We start from the raw sequence: 21,636 nt of genomic DNA on the forward strand, positions 1-21,636 counted from the left end.
CCTGATGCGTCGGCACGAACCTCTGCTAGCAGACCTTCGTGCTCTCAGCACAGGGTGCACCGTCTGCTGAGGTCACGAACCTCTGCTGAGCGGGGACCCTCGTCCGGCGCGCGCCCAGAACGCCACCCGCCGCGGTCCGCCAGCTGTGACTGGTCATCACAGCCAGCCCCGCTCCTCGGCGATGCTGTTGCCGCCGTCGACGACCAGGCACTGGCCGGTCACGTAGGACGCGCCGGGGCTGCACAGGAAGGCCACCGCAGCAGCCACCTCGTCGGGGGTCGCGCTGCGGCCCACCGGCGTCAGCCGGCCGTGCCGCACCTCGTCGGCCGTCTGGCTCCCGGTCGCGATCCAGCCGGGCGCGACCGCGTTGGCCGTGATGCCCCGGCCGGCGTAGTCGACGGCCACCGACCGGGCCAGGCCCACGAGCCCGGCCTTCGCGGCGGCATACCCGGCCTCCCCCCTCATGGCCATCACGGGCCCGGTCAGGGACGACACCATGACGACCCTGCCCCAGCCGGTCTCCTCCATCGCCGGCAGCGCGGCCCTCGTGACCAGGAAGGCGGTGTCGAGGTTGCGGGCCAGTGCCAGCCGCCAGCGGTCGGGATCCATCGACCCCGCCGTGCCGGACTCCGTGCCGCCGGATGACGTGACGTCCACGGCCGGTGAGGCGACGCTCGTCATGCCGGCGTTGTTGACGAGGACGGTGGGTGCGCCCAGCGCACGCGTGACCTCGGCGAGCACGCGGGCCACCCCGTCGGGGTCGGTGAGGTCGCCCACGACCCCGAGCGCCGGCGTGCCCGCCGCCTCGAGCTCGGTCGCGCGCTCGGCCGCACGGTCCGTCGTGGCCGCGACCGCGACGGCGGCGCCGAGGGTGCCGAGCAGCCGGGCGGTGGCCATGCCGATCCCGTCGGGCGCGCCGGCGCCCGTCACGAGCGCGACCCGCCCGCGCAGGTCGAACGCCGCAGGCACACCGGCGCGGGCGGGGCCGGTGGGGGCGACCGCGTCGCTCGCGGGACTGGGTCCTCCGCTCACGCAGAGGTGCCCGGCAGGTCGACGGCCCCGCCGTAGCGGCGGTCGCGCGCGGCATACGTCTCGATCGCCTGCCACAGGTGGCGCCGGTCGTAGTCCGGCCACAGCGTGTCCTGGAACACCATCTCGGCGTAGGCGCTCTGCCACAGCAGGAAGTTGCTGGTCCGCTGCTCCCCCGACGACCGCACGAAGAGGTCGACGTCGGGCATGTCCGGCTCGGGCAGGTAGCGCGCGACCGTCTTCTCGTCGATCGACCCGGGCTTCAGCTTGCCCCGCTGTACCTGCTCGGCGATCCGCTGCACGGCGTCACCGATCTCGGCGCGGCCGCCGTAGTTGACGCAGAAGTAGAGCGTCAGGCCGGTGTTGTCCTTCGTCAGCTCCTGGGCGACCTCGAGCTCCTTGATGACCGAGCCCCACAGGCGGGGACGGCGGCCGACCCAGCGCATCCGCACGCCCCACTCGTGGAGCTGGTCGCGGCGGCGCCGGATGACGTCGCGGTTGAAGCCCATGAGGAAGCGGACCTCGTCGGGGCTGCGCTTCCAGTTCTCGGTCGAGAACGCGTAGGCCGACAGGTGGCCCACCCCGATCTCGATGGCGCCTGCGACGACGTCGAGCAGCGCGGCCTCGCCCGCCTCGTGCCCCTTGGTCCGCGGGAGACCGCGCTGGTTGGCCCAGCGGCCGTTGCCGTCCATCACGACCGCGACGTGGTCGGGCACCAGCTCGCGCGCGACCGGGGGCGGCGTCGCCCCGCTGGGGTGCGGGAACGGCTTCGCGTATGCCGTGCTCACGCCTCTCCCGTCCGTCCGGCGAGCGCGGCATGGGCCTGAGCGACCCGCTCCACGGGAGCGGCCTCGACGGGCGGCGGGGCCGACCAGGTGATGGCCGGGTTGGTCTCGGGGCGGTCGGGGTCGCGGCGGTCCACGAGGCGCAACGATCGCACACCGCGCTCGAGGTGCCACTGCAGGAACGCGCTCGCCAGGCTGCTGGCCTCGCGCCGGTGCCGGCCGGAGGAGGCGTCCGCGATGACCCAGTCCCCCGCGAGCAGAGACGCGAGCAGCGACAGGGTCTCGGGGGCGGGTGCCGCCGAGGCGGGCGGGCGGCACGAAGGACAGACGGTGCCACCGGACGCGAGGTTGAACGCGCGGTGCGGGCCCGGCGCGCCGCAGCGGGCGCAGTCGTGGAAGCTCGGCGCCCAGCCGGCGATCGCGAGCGCCCGCAGCAGGTAGGCGTCGAGCACCAGCCCCGGGTCGTGCTGGCCCTCGGCCATGGAGCGCAGGGCGCCGGCGAGCAGCAGGTACTGCTGGAGGTTCGGCTCGCGCTCCTCGGTGAGGCGGTCGGCGGTCTCGAGCATCGCGGCGGCGGCGGTGTACGTCGTGTAGTCGCGCGCCAGGACGTCGCCCCAGCTCGCGATCGACTCGGCCTGAGTCACCGTGTCGAGCGAGCGGCCCTCGTAGCACTGGACGTCGACGTGCATGCCGGGCTCGAGCCGCGCACCGAACCGGCTCTTGGTGCGCCGGACGCCCTTGCCGACGACGCGCACCTTGCCCAGGCGGCGCGTCAGCAGCGTGACGATGCGGTCCGCCTCACCCAGCTTCTGGGTGCGCAGGACGATGCCTTCGTCGCGGTACAGGGGCACCGCACCATTCTCTCAACCCGGCGGCCGGTTCGCGGGAGGCGGGCCGGTCACGGCGACATGCCGCATCACTAGAACATGTGTTCGAACGGGGCGTATGCTCGGTGCATGACCGCTGCATGGCAGGCATCGCTGCTCGACACCGGTGAGGACGTGGCGCTCCACGACCTCGACGCGGGGCTCAGCAGGACGCCCCTGTCGAGAGGGGCGTGGGTCGACTACCGGCCGGGCTGGCTCGCCGGCGCCGACCGGGTGTTCGACGAGCTGCACCACGACGTGCCGTGGAAGGCCGAGCGCCGCGAGATGTACGAGCGCGTCGTCGACGTCCCCAGGCTGCTCAAGTTCTACGAGGAGGGCGAGCGCCTCCCCCACCCCGTGCTCGCCGAGGCGCGGGAGGCCCTGAGCCGCCGGTATGCCGCGGAGCTGGGTGAGCCGTTCGTCACCGCCGGCATGTGCCTCTACCGCGACGGCCGCGACTCGGTGGCCTGGCACGGTGACCGCATCGGCCGGTCCAAGGACTCCGACACCATGGTGGCGATCCTGTCGGTGGGTTCGGCCCGATCACTGATGCTGCGGCCGCGAGGAGGCGGGTCCTCCATCGGCTTCTCGCTGGGGCACGGGGACCTTGTGGTCATGGGTGGCTCCTGCCAGCGCACCTGGGACCACTGCATCCCCAAGACCAGCAAGGCCGTCGGCCCCCGGATCTCCATCCAGTTCCGCCCTCGCGGCGTCCGGTGACGCCCCTGCGGTCCCACCCGCGGGACCTGCGTCCCGGCGCCCGCCGGTGACGGCCAGGGCCAGGACGACCACGAGGGGCACGAAGGCCAGCAGGTAGCGCGACCTGCCCTGGAAGACCAGCGTGAAGGTGAGGATGCCGAGGACGCCGAGGGCGACCAGGGTCACCTCCGGCGCCCGGGCACCCAGCCACCTCGGCCGGGCCGAGAGCACGAGCAGTCCCGCGCCGGCGAGGGCCAGGACGCAGAGCCAGAGGCCGTCGACCAGGGCCGCGCGCACGGGGTAGCCGGCTCCACTCGCGTGCGCCCACGACTGGACGGACCGTGCCGTGGCGTCATGGACCCTCAGCACCGACGGCTCGCTGTCGAACCCCTCGCCCCAGGCGAAGAACATGCCGTCGCCCCAGTTGAAGAGCTGCTTGTCGACCTCGAACGCCGTGACGCCACCGGCCCCCATGGCCTCCAGGCGGGAGCTGAGCTGTTCCTGCGAGTACTGCTCCAGGGCCGGGCCGCTCAGGTTGCGCGACTCCCTCACCATCGTGCCGTCGTAGCCTCCGTAGTAGGGGTTGTCCGTGGCCGCCCTCGTCGTGCTGAGCCCCATCGCCGCCCACCACGCCAGCGGAGGGGACTTCGTCGTGTCGAGCGAGGCGGTCCCCGTCTGCGTCGTCGCCCACGAGTCGACGAGGTGGCTCGCGCCGGCGAAGGGGCCCACCACCGCGACCACGGCGACGACGCCCGCGGCGACCCTGCGCAGCCTCGACGTGCGGGCCGCCACCCCGGCGAGCACGAGCGCCGGCGCGACCACGAGCAGGGCGACGGCGGTGGTGGCCGGCGTCGTCTTGACCGCGTACCCGGCGCCCAGCAGCGCGCCCGCACCCGCGAGCAGCGAAACCCGCACCGGCAGGTGGCGACGGTGCACGGCCTCGACACCGAGCGCCACCGCCCCCGCGACCAGGGGGGCGGCCAGGAGGTCGGTGTACGGGACGGCCATCCAGGGCGAGGCGCCCAGCAGCACGAAAACCAGCAGCACACCCAGCACGGCGGAACCCGTGCCGCGGAGCCTTCGGAGCACGGCGAAGACCGCGACCAGCGTGAGGAACAGGCCGATCCCGTTCACGGTGGTGGCCACGGTGTAGGGGTCGGTGTCCCAGGCCACGGCGAGCCGCCGGTAGCCGAGGTCCACGGCCAGCATGGGGATGTTGTTCGGGTACCGGGACAGGTAGTCGATGCCGTAGGGGCCCAACCCCTCTCCGGTGTCCAGCCGCTTCGCCAGCACGGTGAGGATGCTGGCGTCCCAGCCGTACTGGTACCGCACCTGGCTGGCGAGCCAGACCCCTGCCAGCGCCCCGGCCACCGAGAGCACCAGGCCCGTCACCCACGAGGCGGCACCTGCCCAGCGGCGGCCACCCAGCCGTCCGGCGAGCCCGTGCAGGCCGCGTCCCGCGACCGCGAACCCGAGCACGGCTCCCAGCGACAGGAGGAACCCCCACCACACCGGGCCACGCTCGAAGACGATGTTGGGGTCCCGCGGCCACAGGAGCGCGCCCACGGCAGTCAGCAGCAGCAGCGACCCGAGCAGACCGCAGAGCACCTGCACGCCACCCAGCAGCCACCTGCCGGGTCCGTGCAGCTCCCCCCGCGCATCCACGAGCCGCACTATGGGGTCGTTCCCTGTGCTTTTGCTGAAGGCCGCACGGACTGTCGTCCGTCAGGCGGTGGCGGACTCCCGCTCGGCGCGGTTCACCGCGGAGAGCACGGCCGTCAGCGAGGCCTTGACGATCGAGGCGTGCAGGCCCACGCCCCACAGCACCCGGTCGCCGACCGCGCACTCGACGTATGCCGCCGCGCGCGCGTCGCCACCGGCGGACAGGGCGTGCTCGGCGTAGTCGAGCACCCGCACGTCCACCCCGAGCGTCGACAGCGCGTCGATGAACGCCGCGATGGGGCCGTTGCCGCTGCCCTCGACCGTGACCTCCCGGCCGTGGTCGAGCATGGTGGCCGTGATGCGGTCGACCCCGCCGTCCTCGGTGATGAGCGAGTGCGTGACCGGCGTGAACCGGCCCCACGTGTTGGGGCCGCCGTCCACCGCGGGCAGGTACTCGTCCTGGAAGACGTCCCACAGCTGCGCGGCGCTGACCTCGCCGCCCTCGGTGTCGGTCTTCGCCTGGACGACCCCGCTGAACTCGATCTGCAGCCGTCGCGGCAGGTCCAGCTGGTGCTCCTTCTTGAGCAGGTACGCGACACCGCCCTTGCCCGACTGGCTGTTGACGCGGACCACGGCCTCGTACGAGCGCCCCACGTCGTGCGGGTCGATGGGCAGGTACGGCACGCCCCACACGAGCTCGTTGATCGACTTCCCGGACGACGCCACCTGGCGCTCCATGTCCTCGAAGCCCTTCTTGATCGCGTCCTGGTGGGACCCGGAGAACGCCGTGAAGACGAGGTCGCCGCCCCACGGGTGCCGCTCCGCGACGGGGAGCTGGTTGCAGTGCTCGACCGTACGACGGATCTCGTCGAGGTCGGAGAAGTCGATCTCGGGGTCGATCCCCTGGCTGAACAGGTTCATGCCCAGCGTCACGAGGTCGACGTTGCCGGTGCGCTCGCCGTTGCCGAACAGGCAGCCCTCGATCCGGTCGGCGCCGGCGAGGTAGCCGAGCTCGGCCGCAGCCACGCCCGTCCCGCGGTCGTTGTGCGGGTGCAGGCTGACGACGATCGACTCGCGCCGCTCGAGGTGGCGGATCATCCACTCGATCGAGTCGGCGTACACGTTCGGCGTCGCCATCTCGACCGTCGCCGGCAGGTTGATGATCATCTTGTGGTCCGGCGTCGGGTCGATGACGTCGGCCACCTCGTTGCAGATCCGTACCGCGAACTCGAGCTCGGTCCCGGTGTAGGACTCCGGGCTGTACTCGTAGTAGACCGTCGTGTCGGGGATGGTCTCCTCGAGCTTGCGGCACAGGCGTGCGGCCTGCAGCGCGATGTCGACGATGCCGTCCTGGTCGAGGCCGAACACCACGCGCCGCTGCAGCACCGACGTCGAGTTGTAGAAGTGGACGATCGCCTGCTTGGCGCCGCGGATCGCGTCGAAGGTGCGCTCGATGAGGTGGTCGCGGCACTGCGTCAGCACCTGGATCGTCACGTCGTCGGGGATCATGTCGTCCTCGATGAGCATGCGCACGAAGTCGAAGTCGGTCTGGCTCGCGGACGGGAAGCCGACCTCGATCTCCTTGTAGCCCATGCGGACCAGGAGCTCGAACATCCGCTTCTTGCGGTCCGGGCTCATGGGGTCGATGAGCGCCTGGTTCCCGTCGCGCAGGTCCACCGCGCACCAGCGCGGCGCCTTCTCGATGACCTTGGTGGGCCAGGTGCGGTCGGGCAGGTCCACCGCGATCTGGTCCTGGAACGGCACGTACTTCGCGACCGGCATACCCGACGGCTGCTGGGGGTGGATCATGGTGTCTCGCCTAACGATTCGCTGGGGTGGCCCGAGAGGGCCTCAGCCGGCAACGCGAACTCCGCGACGAGGGGCGGCTGATCGGTCAGGCCCCGCCGCGGCGGCGAAGAAGGAGGCGCGAGGAACGCACGCGTCGAGGGTATGCCGGGTCCGCGGCATCCGTCCAACGTCCGGTCCGGCCCGCCCACCATCCGGACATGGAGCGCAGTGTCGAGCAGTGGGTCGAGCGCCGCTGCTCGCCTCCCGTCAGCTCCCGCCGTCACGACCGCGCCGCCCCGGCGGTCACGACGAGAAGGGGAAGATCCCGGAGTACGCGTTGAGGGCGGGCTGGCCCCCGAGGTGGGCGTAGAGGACGGTCGAGTCCTTGCCGATCTCGCCCGAGCTCACCAGGTCGACGAGGCCCGCCATCGACTTCCCCTCGTACACGGGGTCGATGATCATCCCCTCGAGCCGCCCGCTGAGCAGGATCGCCTCCACGGTCGACTCGACCGGGATGCCGTAGCGGTCGCCGGCCCACCCCTCGAACACGGTCACCTCGTCGTCGCGCAGCTCGCGCTCGAGCCCGATGAGCGACGCCGTGTGCCTGGCGATGCGCTCGACCTGGGCGCGGGTCTTCTCCAGCGTGGCGGAGGCGTCGATGCCGATGACCCGGCGGGGCCGGCCGCCGGCATCCTCGAGGGCCGCGAAGCCGGCGACCATGCCGGCGTGAGTCGAGCCGGTGACGGTGCACACCACGACCGTGTCGAAGAAGACGCCGAGCTCGCGCTCCTGCTCCGCCACCTCGTACGCCCAGTTCGCGAAGCCGAGCCCGCCGAGCCGGTGCTCCGAGGCACCCGCCGGGATGCCGTACGGCGTACCACCGGACTCCTCGACCTCCCGCAGGGCGTCCTCCCACGAGGAGCGGATGCCGATGTCGAAGCCGTGCGGGTCGAGCCGGCTGTCGGCGCCCATGATCCGCGACAGCAGGATGTTGCCGACCCTGTCGTTGACCGGGTCGTCCCAGTCCACCCACTTCTCCTGCACGAGCCGGCACCTCAACCCGAGCTTCGCCGCGACCGCGGCGACCTGGCGGGTGTGGTTCGACTGGTAGCCGCCGATGGAGACGAGCGTGTCCGCACCCGAGGCGAGGACGTCGGGGACGATGTACTCGAGCTTGCGGGTCTTGTTGCCCCCGAACGCCAGGCCGCTGTTGCAGTCCTCGCGCTTGGCCCACACCTGCGCACCGCCGAGGTGGGCGGTGAGCCGGTCGAGCCGGTGCACCGGGCTGGGCCCGAAGGTGAGCGGGTAGCGGTCGTAGTCGGTGATGCTCACAGCGTGCCTCCGGTGGCGCGGTCGAGGAGTGGGACGAGGGTCTGCCAGGTCAGGGTGCTCGCGCGCGCGGCGGCCTCGGGGTCGCGGGCGGTGCACGCGGCGATGAGCTGGTCGTGCAGCCGCACCGACCCACGGGCGTCGAGCGAGCCGAACCGCAGCCGCTCCACGCGGCGCAGGACGGGGGTGTACTGCTCGAGGACGTCGCGGACCGCCGCGTTGCCCGCCGCCCGCACCGGTATGCCGTGCAGCTCGTCGTCCGCCGCGAGCGCGGCCTCGGCGTCGCCGTGCCGCAGTGCCCGGCTGAACCGCCGGTTCGCGTCGGCCATGGCGGCGAGGTCGTCGGCGGTGAGCTGCGCGACCGCGGCCCGGACGGCCACCTCGTGGACGGCGGCGACCACCGCCTGGGCGTCCCGGGTGGCACGGGCGTCGAGGGACGCCACGCGGGTGGAGCGTCCCGGTGTCGCGGTGACGAGTCCCGCCTGCTGCAACCGCAGGAGGGCCTCCCGGACGGGGGTGCGGCTCACGCCGAGCCAGGCGGTCAGGTCCTGGTCGCGGACGACCTCGTCCGGCTCGAGGGTGCCGTCGACGATGGCCGCCCTCAGCCGCTGGTAGACGTCGTCGCGGAGCAGCTGTCGGGGCAGCGTGGCGGCTGCGAGGGCGGGGACGGGCACGCGATATATTGCATATCAGCGGCCGGCATGCGTCAAGGACGCGTGCCCCGCACGAGACGGACGACGGCGACGAGCACCGCCACCGAGGCGCCGAAGATGCCGACGGCCAGCACCCAGCGAGCCAGCAGCTCCCAGTCGAACCCACCCCCGGCGAAGTCCACCGGGAACACCTGCCAGATCCGCACCATGGCGGCCAGCCCCACGAGGTTCTGGACCAGGTCGCCGCCCGCGCGCACGCGCGGCGGGTCGGTGACGGCATACAGGAGGTTGGCGAGGAGGCCGACGACGAGGGAGGCGTTGACCCAGCCGAGCACCAGGCGCGTGTCGTCGGTGAGGAAGGGCACGGCGTCCCAGCCGGGCCACCCGTTCACCGCCCCGAGCAGGAGCGCGTTGACGACGGCACCGACGATGTACCCGATCTCCCGCTCCATGCGTGTGGAGCGGCGCACCGGCCGCGTGGCGACTGTGTGTCCGGTCATGACGACCTCTCTCTCCCCAGACCACTCGACCGCGCGCTCCGGGGAGGAGACAGGGCCGAAGGTCCGTCGGTAGGTTCGGCCCGTGATGATCCGGCCCGACACCCTGGCGGCCATCAGGGCCGGCGACGTCGACCTCGCCTTCCGCCGGTGGGAGCGGCCCCGGGTGCTCGTCGGCACCCGGCTGCGCACCCGGGTCGGGGTCCTCGAGGTCACCAGCGTGGACCAGGTCGCGCCGTCGCGGATCACCGCCGCCGAGGCGCGGCGTGCCGGCGCCCAGTCCGTCGCGCAGCTGAAGGGGATGCTGGCGGCGAAGGCGGACCGGCCGGTGTGGCGCGTCGGGCTGAGGTATGCCGGCGCCGACCCGCGCGAGGAGCTGCGCGCCGCCGTGCCGGACGCCGAGGAGGTGGCCGCCATCCGCCGGCGGCTGGACCGGCTCGACGCCGCGTCGGCCATCGGGCCGTGGACGCGCACGACCCTCGCGATCATCGACCGCTTCCCCACCGTCCGCGCTCCCGAGCTGGCCGCCGAGCTCGGGCGCGACACCCCGTCGTTCAAGCGGGACGTCCGCAAGCTCAAGGAGCTCGGGCTCACCGAGTCCCTCGACATCGGCTACCGGCTCTCGCCGCGGGGTGCGGCGGTGGTGGACGCGGAGTCGGGCTCGCCGCGTGCCGACCGGGTGGCCGCACCCGACGGCACGCCGTTCCCCCGCATCGGTGCACCGGCAGCGCGGGCGCTGCGTGCGCAGGGCATCTGGACCCTGGAGCAGGTGCGGGCGCTGCGCGAGGACGAGCTCGCCGCGCTGCACGGGGTCGGACCCGTGGCCGTGCGGTTCCTCCGGGACGCCCTCGCCGAGCGCGGTTGGGGCTTCGCGCCGGGCTGAGTCAGCCGGCCGCCGCCGGAGCGGTCGCCGGCGCGGGCACGTCGAGGTCGTCCATGCCGCGGGTGGTGGCGATCGGTGACCGGAGGAGCCAGGCGAACGCGAGCGTGCCGCCGACGGCCGCCACCACCAGCGTCAGCCGGACGCCGATCGCGTCACCGAGGAGACCGCCGACCACCGCTCCCAGCGGCCGGATGCCGTAGTTGACGGTCGCGAACGCGCCCGTGACCCGGCTGCGGACGGGGTCGGGGGTGACGGCGGCCATCACCGCGTTGAGCGGGACGTCGAAGCACATCACCCCGAAGGCCGAGACGAACTCGACGAGGGCGAGAACCGCCACCCGGGACCACACGGGGCCGCCGGCGAGTGGCAGGCCGGCGAACGGGGCGGAGAACAGCACGGCCCCGGCGATGATCGTGCGGCCCATGCCGAACCGCCTCGACAGCCGCCCCGCCGCCACCGTCCCGAGCAGGCCGCCGGTCGCACCGACGCCCAGGGCGAGCCCGATGAGCCCGGCCGACAACCCGAGCTCCCGGCTGGCGAACAGCACGAGCAGGGCGCCCACCATGAGGTTGAAGAAGTTGACCGTGGTGGCGCACAGGAGCGACGGACGCAGGTACGGGTGTCGCACGACCAGCGCCATCCCGTCGCGGGCCCGCCGGAGCAGGCCGCCCGACGGCGCCGGGTCGACCGGGAGGTCCGCCACCCGGACCCGCCCGATGAGGACGGCGGACACCAGGAAGGAGGCCGCATCGACCACCGTCGCGACGGGGGCCGTCAGCGCCTGGATCAGGCCACCTGCCACCGCCGGGCCGGCCACGAACGACGCCGACCGCGTGGCGCTGAGCAGGCTGGTCGCCTCGACGTACTGGTCCCGGCGGACGAGCCCGACGAAGAAGCTCGGGTACGAGGTCTGGTAGAGCACCTGCCCGAGCCCGGCGACGAGGGCGACGGCGAAGAGCTGGGGCAGGGTGACCAGCCCGAACCAGTGCGCGAGCGGGAGCGTGACGAGGGCGGCCGCGCGGAGCAGGTCCGCGAGGACGAGCAGCCGGCGCTTGCGCTCGTGGTGGTCCACCCACGTCCCGATGAACAGCGACACCAGGTTGGGCGCCCAGACGGCTGCGGTGAGCAGGCCCACCGTCCGGGCCTCGGCGTGCAGCGTCGTCACGGCGATGAGCGGCAGCGCCAGCTCGGTGATCCGGTCACCGAACTGCGAGACCCCCTGGCCGACCCAGTAGGTCGCGAACCGCCGGTCGCGCCACAGCGGCCGCGCGCGAGACCCGTCCCCGACGGTCACGGGCGGTCGCCCCCGTCCTCGCCCGCAGCCGCGGTCGCACCTGCTGCCGCCCCCGTCGCACCGACGCCGTGGCCGGGGTCGTCCACGGCGGGCGCCTCGGGCAGGACGTAGCGCAGCATCCGCACCCGCCGGGCGCCCTCAGGACGGCGGCCGCGCTTGCGCAGGACGTACGGCGCGAGCACCTGCTCGATGGCCGCCTCGATGTCGGCGAGCTCGTCGGCCGTCACCTCGACGGTCGTGTTCGACAGCCCGGCCGACCGCCGCCAGTCCACCTCGAGGAGGGGCTCCACGTCCCGCGCCCAGCGCTCGGGCAGGGCGGCTGCCTGCTCCATGATCGTCCGCTCGAGCACGGTCGCGGCGTCGAGGCTCGCCTCGTCCGTCGCCGCGAAGCGGAAGCCGCTGCCGACCGCCTCCCACCAGCGCTGCCGGCCGTCGGACTCGACGTCCGCGTCGCGGACCAGCCCGTGCTCGGCCAGGTGGCGCAGGTGCCAGCTCGTGACCGATGGGGTCGCGCCCACGAGGGGTGCCAGGGCCGTGGCCGTGCTGGGCCCGTCGCCCTGCAGCCGGCTGAGGATCGCGAGCCGGACCGGGTGGGCGAGCGCCCGCATGCCCCTCGGGTCGAGCTCGACGTCGCCGTACGGGTTGGCCATGGGAGAACCTCGGCAGATGTGAGAGGACTGTTTCGAGAGGACTCTCTCACAACTGCGCGACCTGGTCGAGGGGTCAGGACACGCCGACATCTCGTCCGGTTCGTCGGCACGTCGTGGCCGCTCGACCGGCGCCGGCCCCGCGGCATACGAAAACGGCGTGCAGGCGCTCCCCCACACCCGGCACGATGCGGCCATGGCACTTCCCGACGGGTTCACCGCCCGCCCGCACCAGCCGGCCGACGCCCAGGCCGTCGTCGAGGTCGTCCGCGCGGCGGAGACGCACGACATCGGCCAGGCCGCGATCGAGCTCGAGGACATCCAGGGCGACTGGGCGCGCGCGAGCTTCGACCTCGCGACCCAGAGCATCGGCGTGTGGCATCGCGAGCGACTGGCCGCGTTCGGCGAGGTGTTCAAGGGACGTCGCGCCGACGCCGCGGTCCACCCCGACTACCGCGGCCGGGGCATCGGCACCTTCGTCGCCGACTGGCTCGAGGAGTGCGCGCGGTCCGGTGGCTCGCGGCTCGTGGGGCAGACGGTCCCCGGCGGCAGCGGCGCCGAGGACTTCTTCAAGGAGCGCGGCTACCGCGAGGGCTGGACGTCGTGGGTGCTCCAGGTCCCGGCCGACAGCGCCATCGAGCCGCAGCCGCTGCCGCAGGGATATGCGTTGCGCGAGCTCGTGCCCGGCGACCGGGACGGGCGCACCGCCTTCCAGCTCATCGAGGACGCCTTCAACGAGTGGCCGGACCGGGACCCGTCGAGCTACGACGACTGGGCACCCCGGGGTCCGCTGCGGCCGGGCTTCGAGCCGTGGCAGATCCGGTTCGTGACCGACGGCAGCGGTACCGAAGTCGGCGTCTGCTACACGATCCTCGCCGGCGACACGGGCTACGTCGACGCCATCGCGGTCCGCCGCGACCAGCGCGGGCTGGGGCTGGCACGGGCGCTGCTCGTCGACGCCTTCGAGCGCGCCCGCGAGCACGGCGCGACGGTGAGCGAGCTGTCGACCGACTCGCGCACGGGCGCGCTGGGTCTCTACGAGCACGTCGGCATGCACGTCACCCAGACGTGGCGCCACTGGATGACCGACCTCTGACGACCGGCGCCCCGGGCGCAGAGGCGTCCGCGCCGGGCTTTCGCTTCCCGCACCCCGGGGCGAGACTGGGGCGAGGGAGGCGATGTCATGAGCAGTGACGTCCGGCAGGGAGCAGGCCAGGAAGCAGGGCAGCGCGAGGGCGCGGGGACGACCCCGCGGGTCGACGCCAGCGAACGCGAGTCGCGCGCCGTGGCGGAGGAGGCGCGCGAGACCGAGTGGCGGCGGCCCAGCTTCGCCAAGGGGCTCTACCTCGGCCACTTCGACCTCGACCTCGTGCACCCGCACCCCCGGGCCAGCAGCGAGGACGAGGCACGCGGCGAGGAGTTCCTGGCCCGGCTGCGCGAGGTGTGCGCCACCATCGACGGCGCCCGGATCGAGCGCGAGGCGAGGATCCCGGACGAAGACCTGGCCCGGCTGGCCGAGATCGGCACGTTCGGCATGAAGATCCCGCGCGAGTACGGCGGCCTCGGCCTGACCATGTCCGCCTACGGCAAGGCGCTCATGCTCATCGGCTCGGCGCACCCGAGCCTCGGCGCGCTGGTGTCGGCGCACCAGTCGATCGGTGTCCCCGAGCCGGTCAAGCTCGTCGGCACGGCCGAGCAGAAGCAGGCCTTCCTCCCCCGCTGCGCCGCCGGCTCGATCTCGGCGTTCCTGCTGACCGAGCCGGACGTCGGCTCGGACCCCGCGCGGATGGCGAGCACGGCGACGCCCACCGAGGACGGCACGGCATACCTGCTCGACGGGGTGAAGCTCTGGACCACCAACGGTGTCGTCGCGGAGCTGCTCGTCGTCATGGCCCGGGTGCCCGAGCACGACGGCCAGAGGGGCGGGATCACCGCGTTCGTCGTCGATGGCACGGCCGAGGGCATCACGGTCGAGCGGCGCAACTCGTTCATGGGGCTCAAGGGGATCGAGAACGGGCTGACCCGTTTCCACCAGGTCCGGGTGCCCGCTGGGAACCGGCTCGGCAAGGAGGGTGAGGGCCTGCGGATCGCCCTCACCACCCTGAACGCCGGGCGGCTGTCGATCCCGGCGATGTGCGCGGCGGCGGGCAAGTGGTCGCTCAAGATCGCGCGCGAGTGGTCGGCCGAACGGGTCCAGTGGGGCAGGCCCATCGGCGAGCACGGCGCGGTCGCCGAGAAGATCGCGTTCATCGCCGCGACGACCTACGGGCTCGAGTCGGTGCTCGAGCTCTCGGCCCAGCTCGCCGACGCCGGCAGCAAGGACATCCGGATCGAGGCGGCCCTGGCCAAGCTGTGGTCGAGCGAGATGGCCTGGCGGATCGCCGACGAGCTGGTGCAGGTCCGCGGTGGGCGCGGGTACGAGACGGCGGAGTCGCTGCGCGCCCGGGGCGAGCGCGCCGTGCCGGCCGAGCAGATGCTGCGCGACCTGCGCATCAACCGGATCTTCGAGGGCTCCACCGAGATCATGCACCTGCTCATCGCCCGCGAGGCCGTCGACGCCCACCTCAAGGCCGCCGGCGCGCTGGCCGAGAAGGACGCGACGCTCGAGGACAAGGCGCGGGCCGCGGCGGGCGCCAGCGGCTTCTACGCGAAGTGGCTGCCCCAGCTCGTCGCCGGCAGGGGCGCGGTGCCGACGTCGTATGCCGAGTTCGGCCACCTCGCGCGGCACCTGCGGTCCGTCGAGCGGTCCAGCCGCAAGCTGGCCCGGCAGACCTTCTACGGGATGTCGCGGTGGCAGGCGGGGATGGAGTACCGCCAGGCGTTCCTCGGCCGGGTCGTCGACATCGGTGCCGAGCTGTTCGCGATGACGGCGGCGTGCAGCCGGGCCGAGATGCTGCGGACCGACGACGAGGCCAGGGGGCGCTCGGCCTACCGGCTCGCCGACACGTTCTGCGAGCAGAGCCGGCTGCGGGTCGAGGCGCTCTTCACGGCGCTGTGGTCCAACACCGACGACGACGACCGCCGCCTGGCGCAGGGCGTGCTGGCCGGCGACTACACCTGGCTCGAGGAGGGTGTGCTCGACCCGAGCGAGGGCACCGGCCCGTGGATCGCTCCCTGGTCGCCGGGCGCGAGCGAGGTCGAGTCCGTCTGGCGCGCCGTCCGCTGACGTCGTCCGGCGCGGCCGTCTCGACCCCGCTCGCTGGTCGGCCGACGGCTCAGGAGCAGGTCACCGACATCTTGTCGAAGGACACGACCGGGTCGATCGGGTCGACGGCGTTGAACGCGACGTGCGCGACCTCGTGCCCGACCTCGAGGTGGGTGACGCCGTTCGCGTCGACCGCGGAGAGCGTGAACGTCGCCGTGAAGGTGTCGTTGCTGTTCTTCTCGTTGACGTTGAAGTTGCCCCACACCGTGACGCGGCCGCTGTAGGTCAGGCCGGTCGACGGCTGGACGAAGGATCCCGTCCCCTCCGTCGTGAAGGTCCCCCAGACCTCGTCACCGGCGGGGAACCAGGTCACGTGCATGACCGAGTTGCCGGTGATGGTGGGCGAGATCGTCTCGCCGGTGCAGAAGTCGTTGTCCCCTGTCTCGGTCCACGTGCCGTGCTGGGTCTCGGTCTGCGTGACCGTGTGCCCCGTTCCCCCGGCCGCTGCGAGCGCGGGCACCGCCTGGAAGGCGACGGCGGACATCCCCACCGCAGCCCCTGCCACCACGACCCGCCACATTCGTCGTTCCACTGTGAGCTCCTCGCGACTGTGCGGCCGGCACGCCCGTCGCCTGCCGGTCCGCCCGTCCAAGGAACACCCGCGGAGGGCTCCCCGGGTACCGGCACAAGGAGCAGGGACGAAACGGTCACATCGCGTATGCGCGGGGTGCCGTTTGTCACGGGTCGCCCGTTCTGGTCCCCCGAACCGCCCGTCTGTGCACAGATCCGCGTACCAGTGCGCAGCGAGCGGATCTGCGCGCAGTGACACGCTCGTCTGTGCGCAGACCAGCGTGTTCCGCCCGGCGGCGATGCGCGCGCGACGCCGTCAGCGGCGCTTGAGCAGCTCCTCGGCGACCTGGACGGCGTTGAGCGCCGCGCCCTTGCGCAGGTTGTCGCCGACGACGAAGAGCACCAGGCCCTTGCCCTCGGGAGCCGACTGGTCGACCCTGACGCGGCCGACGAACACCTCGTCGCGGCCCGCGGCCTCGAGCGGGTTCGGGACGTCGCTCACCACGACACCCGGCGCGCGGCCGAGCAGCTCGAGCGCCTGCTCGGGGCTGAGGTCCTGCGAGAACTCCGCGTGGATCGCCAGCGAGTGGCCGGTGAAGACGGGGACGCGCACGCAGGTGCCCGAGACGCGAAGGTCGGGGATGTGCAGGATTTTGCGCGACTCGTTGCGCAGCTTCTGCTCCTCGTCGGTCTCCAGCGAGCCGTCGTCGACGATCGAGCCGGCGAGCGGGATCACGTTGAAGCCCACGGGAACCGCGTACACGTTCGGCTCCGGCACGGCGACGGCACGCCCGTCCAGCGCGAGGCCTCGGGGGTCGCCCGCGGCATACCCACCGCGCAGCTGGGTGTCGAGCTCGGCCACGCCCTTGCCACCCGAGCCGGACACGGCCTGGTAGGACGCGACGGTGAGCCGCACGAGCCCGGCCGCGTCGTGCAGCGGCTTGAGCACCGGCATCGCGGCCATGGTGGTGCAGTTCGGGTTGGCGACGATGCCCTTGGGGATCGTGTCGAGGTCGTCGGCGTTGACCTCGCTCACGACCAGCGGCACGTCGGGGTCCTTGCGCCAGGCGCTCGAGTTGTCGACCACGACGGCACCGGCGGCCGCGACCTTCGGCGCCCACTCCTTGGAGGTGGAGCCGCCGTTGGAGAACAGCGCGATGTCGAGGCCGGTGAAGTCAGCCGTGGCGGTGTCCTCGACCGTGACGTCCTCGCCCTTCCACGGCAGCGTGGTGCCGGCTGAGCGCGCCGACGCGAAGTAGCGCATCTCGTCGACCGGGAAGCCGCGCTCGTCGAGCAGCGCACGCATGACCGAGCCGACCTGTCCTGTGGCCCCAAACACTCCAACTCGCATGGGACCAAGGATAGGTCGGCTCGGACTGCGGCCCGGTCAGCGGCTCACGATGTGGCCGGATCCTCGCGGTCGTTGGCAGGGCTCGCGGCGGCCGTCGTGGTCGTCGTGGGGGTGGTCACCAGGTCGCCCACGCCCTCGCCGGGCGCCGCCTCCTCGAAGGTGAGCGTGAAGTCGTCACCGTGCTCGGTCACGCCGGCGACCACGGCCTGCTCGACCGCGGCCACGGCATACGCCCGGCGCACGATGAGCGGGTCGGCACTGAGGTCCTTCACCAACGCGACCGCCAGGCCCACCATCACCAGCAGGAACGGCAGGGCCGCGACGATGGTGATGTTCTGCAGGCCGGAGAGGGCGTCCTCGCCGCCGACGATCAGCATGACCGCACCGACGGCGCCGGTCGCGGCACCCCAGAAGATGACCGTCTTGCGGCTCGGCGCCAGGGTCCCGCGCTCGGAGAGCGTGCCCATGACGATCGAGGCCGCGTCGGCGCCGGAGACGAAGAAGATCGCGACGAGCACCATGACGATGACCGAGGTGATCGTCGACAGCGGCAGGTGGCCGAGCATCGCGAACAGCGACGCCTCGGACGAGCCCTCGCTGGCGAGGTCGGTGCCACCGCGCTGCATGTCGATGCCGGCGCCACCGAAGATGGCGAACCACACCAGCGACACGACGCTCGGCACCAGCAGCACGCCGGTCACGAACTGGCGGATCGTGCGGCCACGCGAGATGCGGGCGATGAACATGCCGACGAACGGCGTCCAGCTGACCCACCAGGCCCAGTAGAAGATCGTCCAGCCGGACAGCCACTCCTGCATCGCGCTGCCACCGGCCGCGTCGGTGCGGGCGGACATCATCGCGAGGTCCTGGAAGTACGAGCCGACCGCGGTCGGGACCAGGTCGAGGATGAAGACGGTCGGACCGACGACGAACACGAAGACGGCGAGCACGACGGCCAGCACCATGTTGATGTTGGACAGCCACTGGATGCCCTTCGCGACACCGGAGACCGCGGACAGGATGAAGCACACGGTCAGCACCGTGATGATCGCGACGAGGACGCCGTTGCCGACCTTGCCGATGCCGGTGACGATCTCGAGGCCGGAGCCGATCTGGAGGGCGCCGAGGCCGAGGGAGGCCGCGGAGCCGAAGAGCGTGGCGAAGATGGCCAGGATGTCGATGACCCTGCCCGCCGGGCCGCCCGCGCGCTTCTCACCGAGCAGCGGTGCGAAGGCGGAGCTGATGAGCAGCGAGCGCCCCTTGCGGAACACGCCGTAGGCAACGGCGAGGCCCACGACCGCGTAGATCGCCCAGGGGTGCAGGGTCCAGTGGAACAGCGTCGTGGCCATCGCCGTCTGGACGGCGTGCTCGTTGCCGGCGGCGCCGGTGCCCGGCGGCGGCTTCACGAAGTGCGACAGCGGCTCGGAGACGCCGTAGAACATCAGGCCGATCCCCATGCCCGCGCTGAACATCATCGCGATCCAGGAGACCGTCTTGAACTCCGGCTCCTCGTCGTCGCGGCCGAGCGGGATGCGACCGAACTTGCCCGCGGCGAGCCAGATCACGAACAGCACGAAGCCGGACGCCACGAGGGCGAACAGCCAGCCCATGTTGTGCACGACCCAGCCGAGGCTGCTGGTCGAGGCGGTGCTGAGGGTGTCGGTCGACAGGAAGCCCCACAGCACGAAGCCGATCGCGATGACGGCGGTCACGCCGAACACGATCGAGTCGAGCTTCTGCGGCTCCTCCGCGGGGTGGTCCTCGATCACGGGGTCGAGGGCGGGGTGGACGGGTTCGAGGGTGTCGGTCTGGTGGCCGGCTTCACCGGGTCCGGCCGGACCTGTCTTCGTCAGCTGTGTCGTCACGTGGTGTCTGGCACGCAGGCGTGCCACTCCTCCGTTGTTCTCGTTGGTTGCGTATCAAAACCTCTTCGGGCCAACGCACCACTGTGCCGAGGTCAACGGCGACAGACAAATCAGGTAACGGACAAACCACGCCGTGTCGGCGAAGACCGTTGTCGCACAGACCAATCCGCAGACGTGACCTTCGCCACGCCCATCGAAGGGAGGCGTCAGAAACCGAGGCGCTGGAGCTGCTTGGGGTCGCGCTGCCAGTCCTTGGCGATCTTCACGTGCAGGTCGAGGAACACCTTCTGGCCGAGCAGGGCCTCGATACCGCGTCGGGCGTTGGTCCCCACCTCGCGCAGCCGCGAGCCCCCGCGACCGATGACGATCGCCTTCTGCGACGGCCGCTCGACGAACACGTTGACCCGCACGTCGAGCAGTGGGTTGTCCGCGGGGCGGCCCTCACGCGGGACCATCTCCTCGACGACGACGGCGAGGGAGTGCGGCAGCTCGTCGCGGACGCCCTCGAGCGCGGCCTCGCGGACCAGCTCGGCGATCATGACCGCCTCCGGCTCGTCGGTGAGGACCCCCTCGGGGTAGAGCGGGCCGGGCGATGACGGCAGGTGAGAGGACAGGAGGCGGGCGACGTCGTCGACCTGCGAGCCGTTGGTCGCCGAGCAGGGGACGATCTCGTCCCAGGACCCGAGCTGGTCGATGGCGATGAGGTGCTCGGCGAGCCGCTGCCGGTCGACCAGGTCGATCTTCGTGGCGATGGCCACGACCGGCTTGCGCTTGGCCCGTTGCACCTCGGCCAGCTCGCGGGCGATGAACGCGTCACCGGGCCCGGGCTTCTGGTCCGCCGGCAGGCAGAAGCCGATGACGTCGACCTCGAGCAGGGTCTCGCGCACGACGTCGTTGAGCCGCTCCCCAAGCAGCGTCCGGGGCTTGTGCAGTCCCGGGGTGTCGACGAGAACGAGCTGCGAGCTGTCGGTGGTGACGATGCCGCGGATGGTGTGGCGCGTCGTCTGCGGCTTGGAGGAGGTGATCGCGACCTTCTGGCCGACGAGGGCGTTGGTCAGGGTCGACTTGCCCGCGTTCGGGCGCCCGACCAGGCACGCGAAGCCGGCAACGTACCCGCCCGGCTGCTGGCCGGCATACCCGCCTGCCTGCCGGCCGGCATACCCGCCTGCCTGCCCGGCGGCAGGACCGCCGGCACCGCCCTGCGACGCGGAGGCGCCTCCACCCGTGGACCCGTTGCGGCTCATGACACTCCTTCGCGCTCAGGCTCCACCGTAGTGCCCGCCGAACCCGACCCGTGACCGTGCACCGCGGCGCCCTCCTCGAGCCGGACGGGCTCGACGATGACGCTCGCGATCCGGTGCCGCCGCCCGGCCATCCGCTCGGCGGTGAGCCGCAGCCCGGCGACCTCGCAGCTCGAGCCGACGATCGGCACCCGGCCGATCATCTTGCCGATCAGGCCGCCGACGGTGTCGACCTCGTCCTCCTCGATCTCGACGTCGAACAGGTCGGCCAGGTCGTCGATGTCCATCGTCGCCGGCACGCGGATCGTGCCGTCCCCCAGGTCCTCGACGCCCGGCGCCTCGCGGTCGTACTCGTCGGCGATCTCGCCCACGATCTCCTCGAGGATGTCCTCGATCGTCACCAGGCCGGCAGTGCCGCCGTACTCGTCGACCACGACGGCGAAGTGGCTCTGGTCGTGCTGCATCTCGCGCAGCAGGTCGTCGACCGGCTTGCTCTCCGGGACGTAGTGCATCGGCCGCATCTGCGCGGTGACGGGGAGCGTGACGGCCTCGGGGTCGGCGTTGACGCGACGCGCGACGTCCTTGAAGTACAGGAGCCCGAGGATGTCGTCGGACCCGTCGCCGACCACCGGGATGCGGGAGAAGCCGGACCGCAGGAACAGCGACATCGCCGACCGCAGGGACTTCTCGCCGTCGATGGTGACCATGTCGGTGCGCGGCACCATGACCTCGCGCGCCACGGTGTCGCCGAGCTCGAAGACGGAGTGGATCATCTGCCGCTCGTCGGCCTCGATGACGGCACTCTCCCCCGCCAGGTCGACGAGGTCACGCAGCTCGGACTCGCTCTGGAACGGGCCGTCCCGGTAGCCGCGGCCCGGCGTGACGGCGTTGCCGAGCGCGATGAGCACCCGTGCCACCGGGCCGAGGATGGTGCGCAGCCCGATGATGAGCGGCGAGGCGAGCAGGGCGACCGTGTCGGAGTGCTGCCGGCCCAGGGTGCGCGGCGAGACACCGACGATGACGAACGACACGAGCGCCATGACGCCGATCGCGATGAGCAGCCGGGTCCAGAAGCCGTCGACGAGGTCGATGGTCCCCAGCGTGATGAGCACGGCCGTCGTCGCCTCCGCCACGACGCGCAGGAACGCCGTGACCGACAGGTATGCCGCGGAGTCGCCCATGATGCGCGCCAGCGACTTCGCGCCGGTGCGGTTCTCCTCGACCAGCTCGTTCGCGCGGACGCGGGAGATCTTCCAGATCGCCGCCTCGGCCGCGGCCAGCACGAACGCGACGACGATCGACAGGAGGGCGGCGACGACGACTCCGGTCACG

Annotated in this window: 18 protein-coding genes; 4 read left to right on the top strand and 14 right to left on the bottom strand. The window is 72.3% G+C overall.

Annotation, left to right across the window (positions count from 1 at the left end):
• Positions 1–156 precede the first annotated feature (156 nt).
• The 3 genes from J2X64_RS00235 to recO are packed head-to-tail and all read right to left on the bottom strand — an operon-like array spanning position 157 to position 2,665.
• Positions 157–1,032, bottom strand: a complete 876-nt coding sequence (locus tag J2X64_RS00235) for an SDR family NAD(P)-dependent oxidoreductase (protein ID WP_310147934.1) — start codon at positions 1,030–1,032, stop codon at positions 157–159.
• Complete coding sequence (locus tag J2X64_RS00240) at positions 1,029–1,817, bottom strand: isoprenyl transferase (RefSeq protein ID WP_310147937.1); 789 nt, start codon at positions 1,815–1,817, stop codon at positions 1,029–1,031. The genes J2X64_RS00235 and J2X64_RS00240 overlap by 4 nt, the downstream gene beginning before the upstream one ends.
• Positions 1,814–2,665 (bottom strand): DNA repair protein RecO, encoded by an 852-nt coding sequence (gene recO, locus J2X64_RS00245; protein WP_310147939.1) that lies wholly within the window; start codon positions 2,663–2,665, stop codon positions 1,814–1,816. Before recO ends, J2X64_RS00240 begins: the two co-directional genes overlap by 4 nt.
• A gap of 105 nt (positions 2,666–2,770) precedes the next feature.
• On the opposite strand from recO, the gene J2X64_RS00250 reads away from it, so the two are divergent.
• Positions 2,771–3,400, top strand: coding sequence for an alpha-ketoglutarate-dependent dioxygenase AlkB (locus J2X64_RS00250; RefSeq protein ID WP_310147941.1), 630 nt, complete (start codon positions 2,771–2,773; stop codon positions 3,398–3,400).
• A gap of 1,704 nt (positions 3,401–5,104) precedes the next feature.
• On the opposite strand, the gene leuA is transcribed toward J2X64_RS00250, so the two are convergent.
• The 4 genes from leuA to J2X64_RS00270 form a co-directional block, all read right to left on the bottom strand.
• Entirely contained in the window at positions 5,105–6,850 is a 1,746-nt protein-coding gene (gene leuA, locus J2X64_RS00255; protein ID WP_310147943.1) for a 2-isopropylmalate synthase, read from the bottom strand.
• Positions 6,851–7,132: 282 nt separating this feature from the next.
• On the bottom strand, positions 7,133–8,161 hold the full coding sequence (locus J2X64_RS00260; protein WP_310147945.1) for a 1-aminocyclopropane-1-carboxylate deaminase: 1,029 nt from the start codon (positions 8,159–8,161) through the stop codon (positions 7,133–7,135).
• Positions 8,158–8,832 (bottom strand): GntR family transcriptional regulator, encoded by a 675-nt coding sequence (locus J2X64_RS00265; RefSeq protein ID WP_310147948.1) that lies wholly within the window; start codon positions 8,830–8,832, stop codon positions 8,158–8,160. The genes J2X64_RS00260 and J2X64_RS00265 overlap by 4 nt, the downstream gene beginning before the upstream one ends.
• Positions 8,833–8,864: 32 nt before the next feature.
• Entirely contained in the window at positions 8,865–9,311 is a 447-nt protein-coding gene (locus tag J2X64_RS00270; RefSeq protein WP_310147951.1) for a hypothetical protein, read from the bottom strand.
• 85 nt (positions 9,312–9,396) lie between these two features.
• Between J2X64_RS00270 and J2X64_RS00275 the strand changes: the two genes are divergently transcribed.
• A complete protein-coding gene (locus J2X64_RS00275) occupies positions 9,397–10,191 on the top strand; it encodes a hypothetical protein (protein WP_310153052.1) in 795 nt (264 codons plus the stop codon).
• Position 10,192: 1 nt separating this feature from the next.
• On the opposite strand, the gene J2X64_RS00280 is transcribed toward J2X64_RS00275, so the two are convergent.
• On the bottom strand, positions 10,193–11,485 hold the full coding sequence (locus J2X64_RS00280; RefSeq protein ID WP_310147953.1) for an MFS transporter: 1,293 nt from the start codon (positions 11,483–11,485) through the stop codon (positions 10,193–10,195).
• Positions 11,482–12,135 carry a helix-turn-helix domain-containing protein gene (locus J2X64_RS00285; protein WP_310147955.1) on the bottom strand — a complete coding sequence of 218 codons (654 nt, stop codon included), beginning with the start codon at positions 12,133–12,135 and terminating at the stop codon, positions 11,482–11,484. Before J2X64_RS00285 ends, J2X64_RS00280 begins: the two co-directional genes overlap by 4 nt.
• A 193-nt stretch (positions 12,136–12,328) precedes the next feature.
• Between J2X64_RS00285 and J2X64_RS00290 the strand changes: the two genes are divergently transcribed.
• Positions 12,329–13,228, top strand: coding sequence for a GNAT family N-acetyltransferase (locus J2X64_RS00290; protein WP_310147959.1), 900 nt, complete (start codon positions 12,329–12,331; stop codon positions 13,226–13,228).
• An 87-nt stretch (positions 13,229–13,315) separates the two neighbouring features.
• On the top strand, positions 13,316–15,298 hold the full coding sequence (locus tag J2X64_RS00295) for an acyl-CoA dehydrogenase family protein (RefSeq protein ID WP_310147962.1): 1,983 nt from the start codon (positions 13,316–13,318) through the stop codon (positions 15,296–15,298).
• 49 nt (positions 15,299–15,347) lie between these two features.
• Here the strand turns inward: J2X64_RS00295 and J2X64_RS00300 are convergent, their stop codons facing one another.
• From J2X64_RS00300 to J2X64_RS00320, 5 genes are all read right to left on the bottom strand, one after another.
• A complete protein-coding gene (locus J2X64_RS00300; protein ID WP_310147965.1) occupies positions 15,348–15,869 on the bottom strand; it encodes a hypothetical protein in 522 nt (173 codons plus the stop codon).
• A 294-nt stretch (positions 15,870–16,163) separates the two neighbouring features.
• Positions 16,164–17,198, bottom strand: coding sequence for an aspartate-semialdehyde dehydrogenase (locus tag J2X64_RS00305; RefSeq protein ID WP_310147967.1), 1,035 nt, complete (start codon positions 17,196–17,198; stop codon positions 16,164–16,166).
• A 44-nt stretch (positions 17,199–17,242) separates the two neighbouring features.
• Positions 17,243–19,063, bottom strand: coding sequence for a BCCT family transporter (locus J2X64_RS00310; protein ID WP_397443992.1), 1,821 nt, complete (start codon positions 19,061–19,063; stop codon positions 17,243–17,245).
• Positions 19,064–19,269: 206 nt separating this feature from the next.
• On the bottom strand, positions 19,270–20,307 hold the full coding sequence (era, locus tag J2X64_RS00315) for a GTPase Era (protein ID WP_310147970.1): 1,038 nt from the start codon (positions 20,305–20,307) through the stop codon (positions 19,270–19,272).
• The gene (locus tag J2X64_RS00320) at positions 20,304–21,635 is read right to left on the bottom strand and encodes a hemolysin family protein (protein ID WP_310147973.1); all 1,332 of its coding nucleotides are present in this window, start codon (positions 21,633–21,635) and stop codon (positions 20,304–20,306) included. Before J2X64_RS00320 ends, era begins: the two co-directional genes overlap by 4 nt.
• Position 21,636 lies beyond the last annotated feature (1 nt).

It is taken from the genome of Phycicoccus sp. 3266, assembly GCF_031456495.1.
In the GTDB taxonomy this organism is placed as follows: domain Bacteria; phylum Actinomycetota; class Actinomycetes; order Actinomycetales; family Dermatophilaceae; genus Pedococcus.

What these genes read in the sequence shown, in the direction of transcription:
- J2X64_RS00250 (WP_310147941.1), top strand. Translation starts at nt 2,771, where the DNA reads ATGACCGCTGCATGGCAGGCATCGCTGCTCGACACCGGTGAGGACGTG.
- leuA (WP_310147943.1), bottom strand. Translation starts at nt 6,850, where the DNA reads ATGATCCACCCCCAGCAGCCGTCGGGTATGCCGGTCGCGAAGTACGTG.
- J2X64_RS00270 (WP_310147951.1), bottom strand. Translation starts at nt 9,311, where the DNA reads ATGACCGGACACACAGTCGCCACGCGGCCGGTGCGCCGCTCCACACGC.
- J2X64_RS00275 (WP_310153052.1), top strand. Translation starts at nt 9,397, where the DNA reads ATGATCCGGCCCGACACCCTGGCGGCCATCAGGGCCGGCGACGTCGAC.
- J2X64_RS00285 (WP_310147955.1), bottom strand. Translation starts at nt 12,135, where the DNA reads ATGGCCAACCCGTACGGCGACGTCGAGCTCGACCCGAGGGGCATGCGG.
- J2X64_RS00290 (WP_310147959.1), top strand. Translation starts at nt 12,329, where the DNA reads ATGGCACTTCCCGACGGGTTCACCGCCCGCCCGCACCAGCCGGCCGAC.
- J2X64_RS00295 (WP_310147962.1), top strand. Translation starts at nt 13,316, where the DNA reads ATGAGCAGTGACGTCCGGCAGGGAGCAGGCCAGGAAGCAGGGCAGCGC.
- J2X64_RS00305 (WP_310147967.1), bottom strand. Translation starts at nt 17,198, where the DNA reads ATGCGAGTTGGAGTGTTTGGGGCCACAGGACAGGTCGGCTCGGTCATG.
- era (WP_310147970.1), bottom strand. Translation starts at nt 20,307, where the DNA reads ATGAGCCGCAACGGGTCCACGGGTGGAGGCGCCTCCGCGTCGCAGGGC.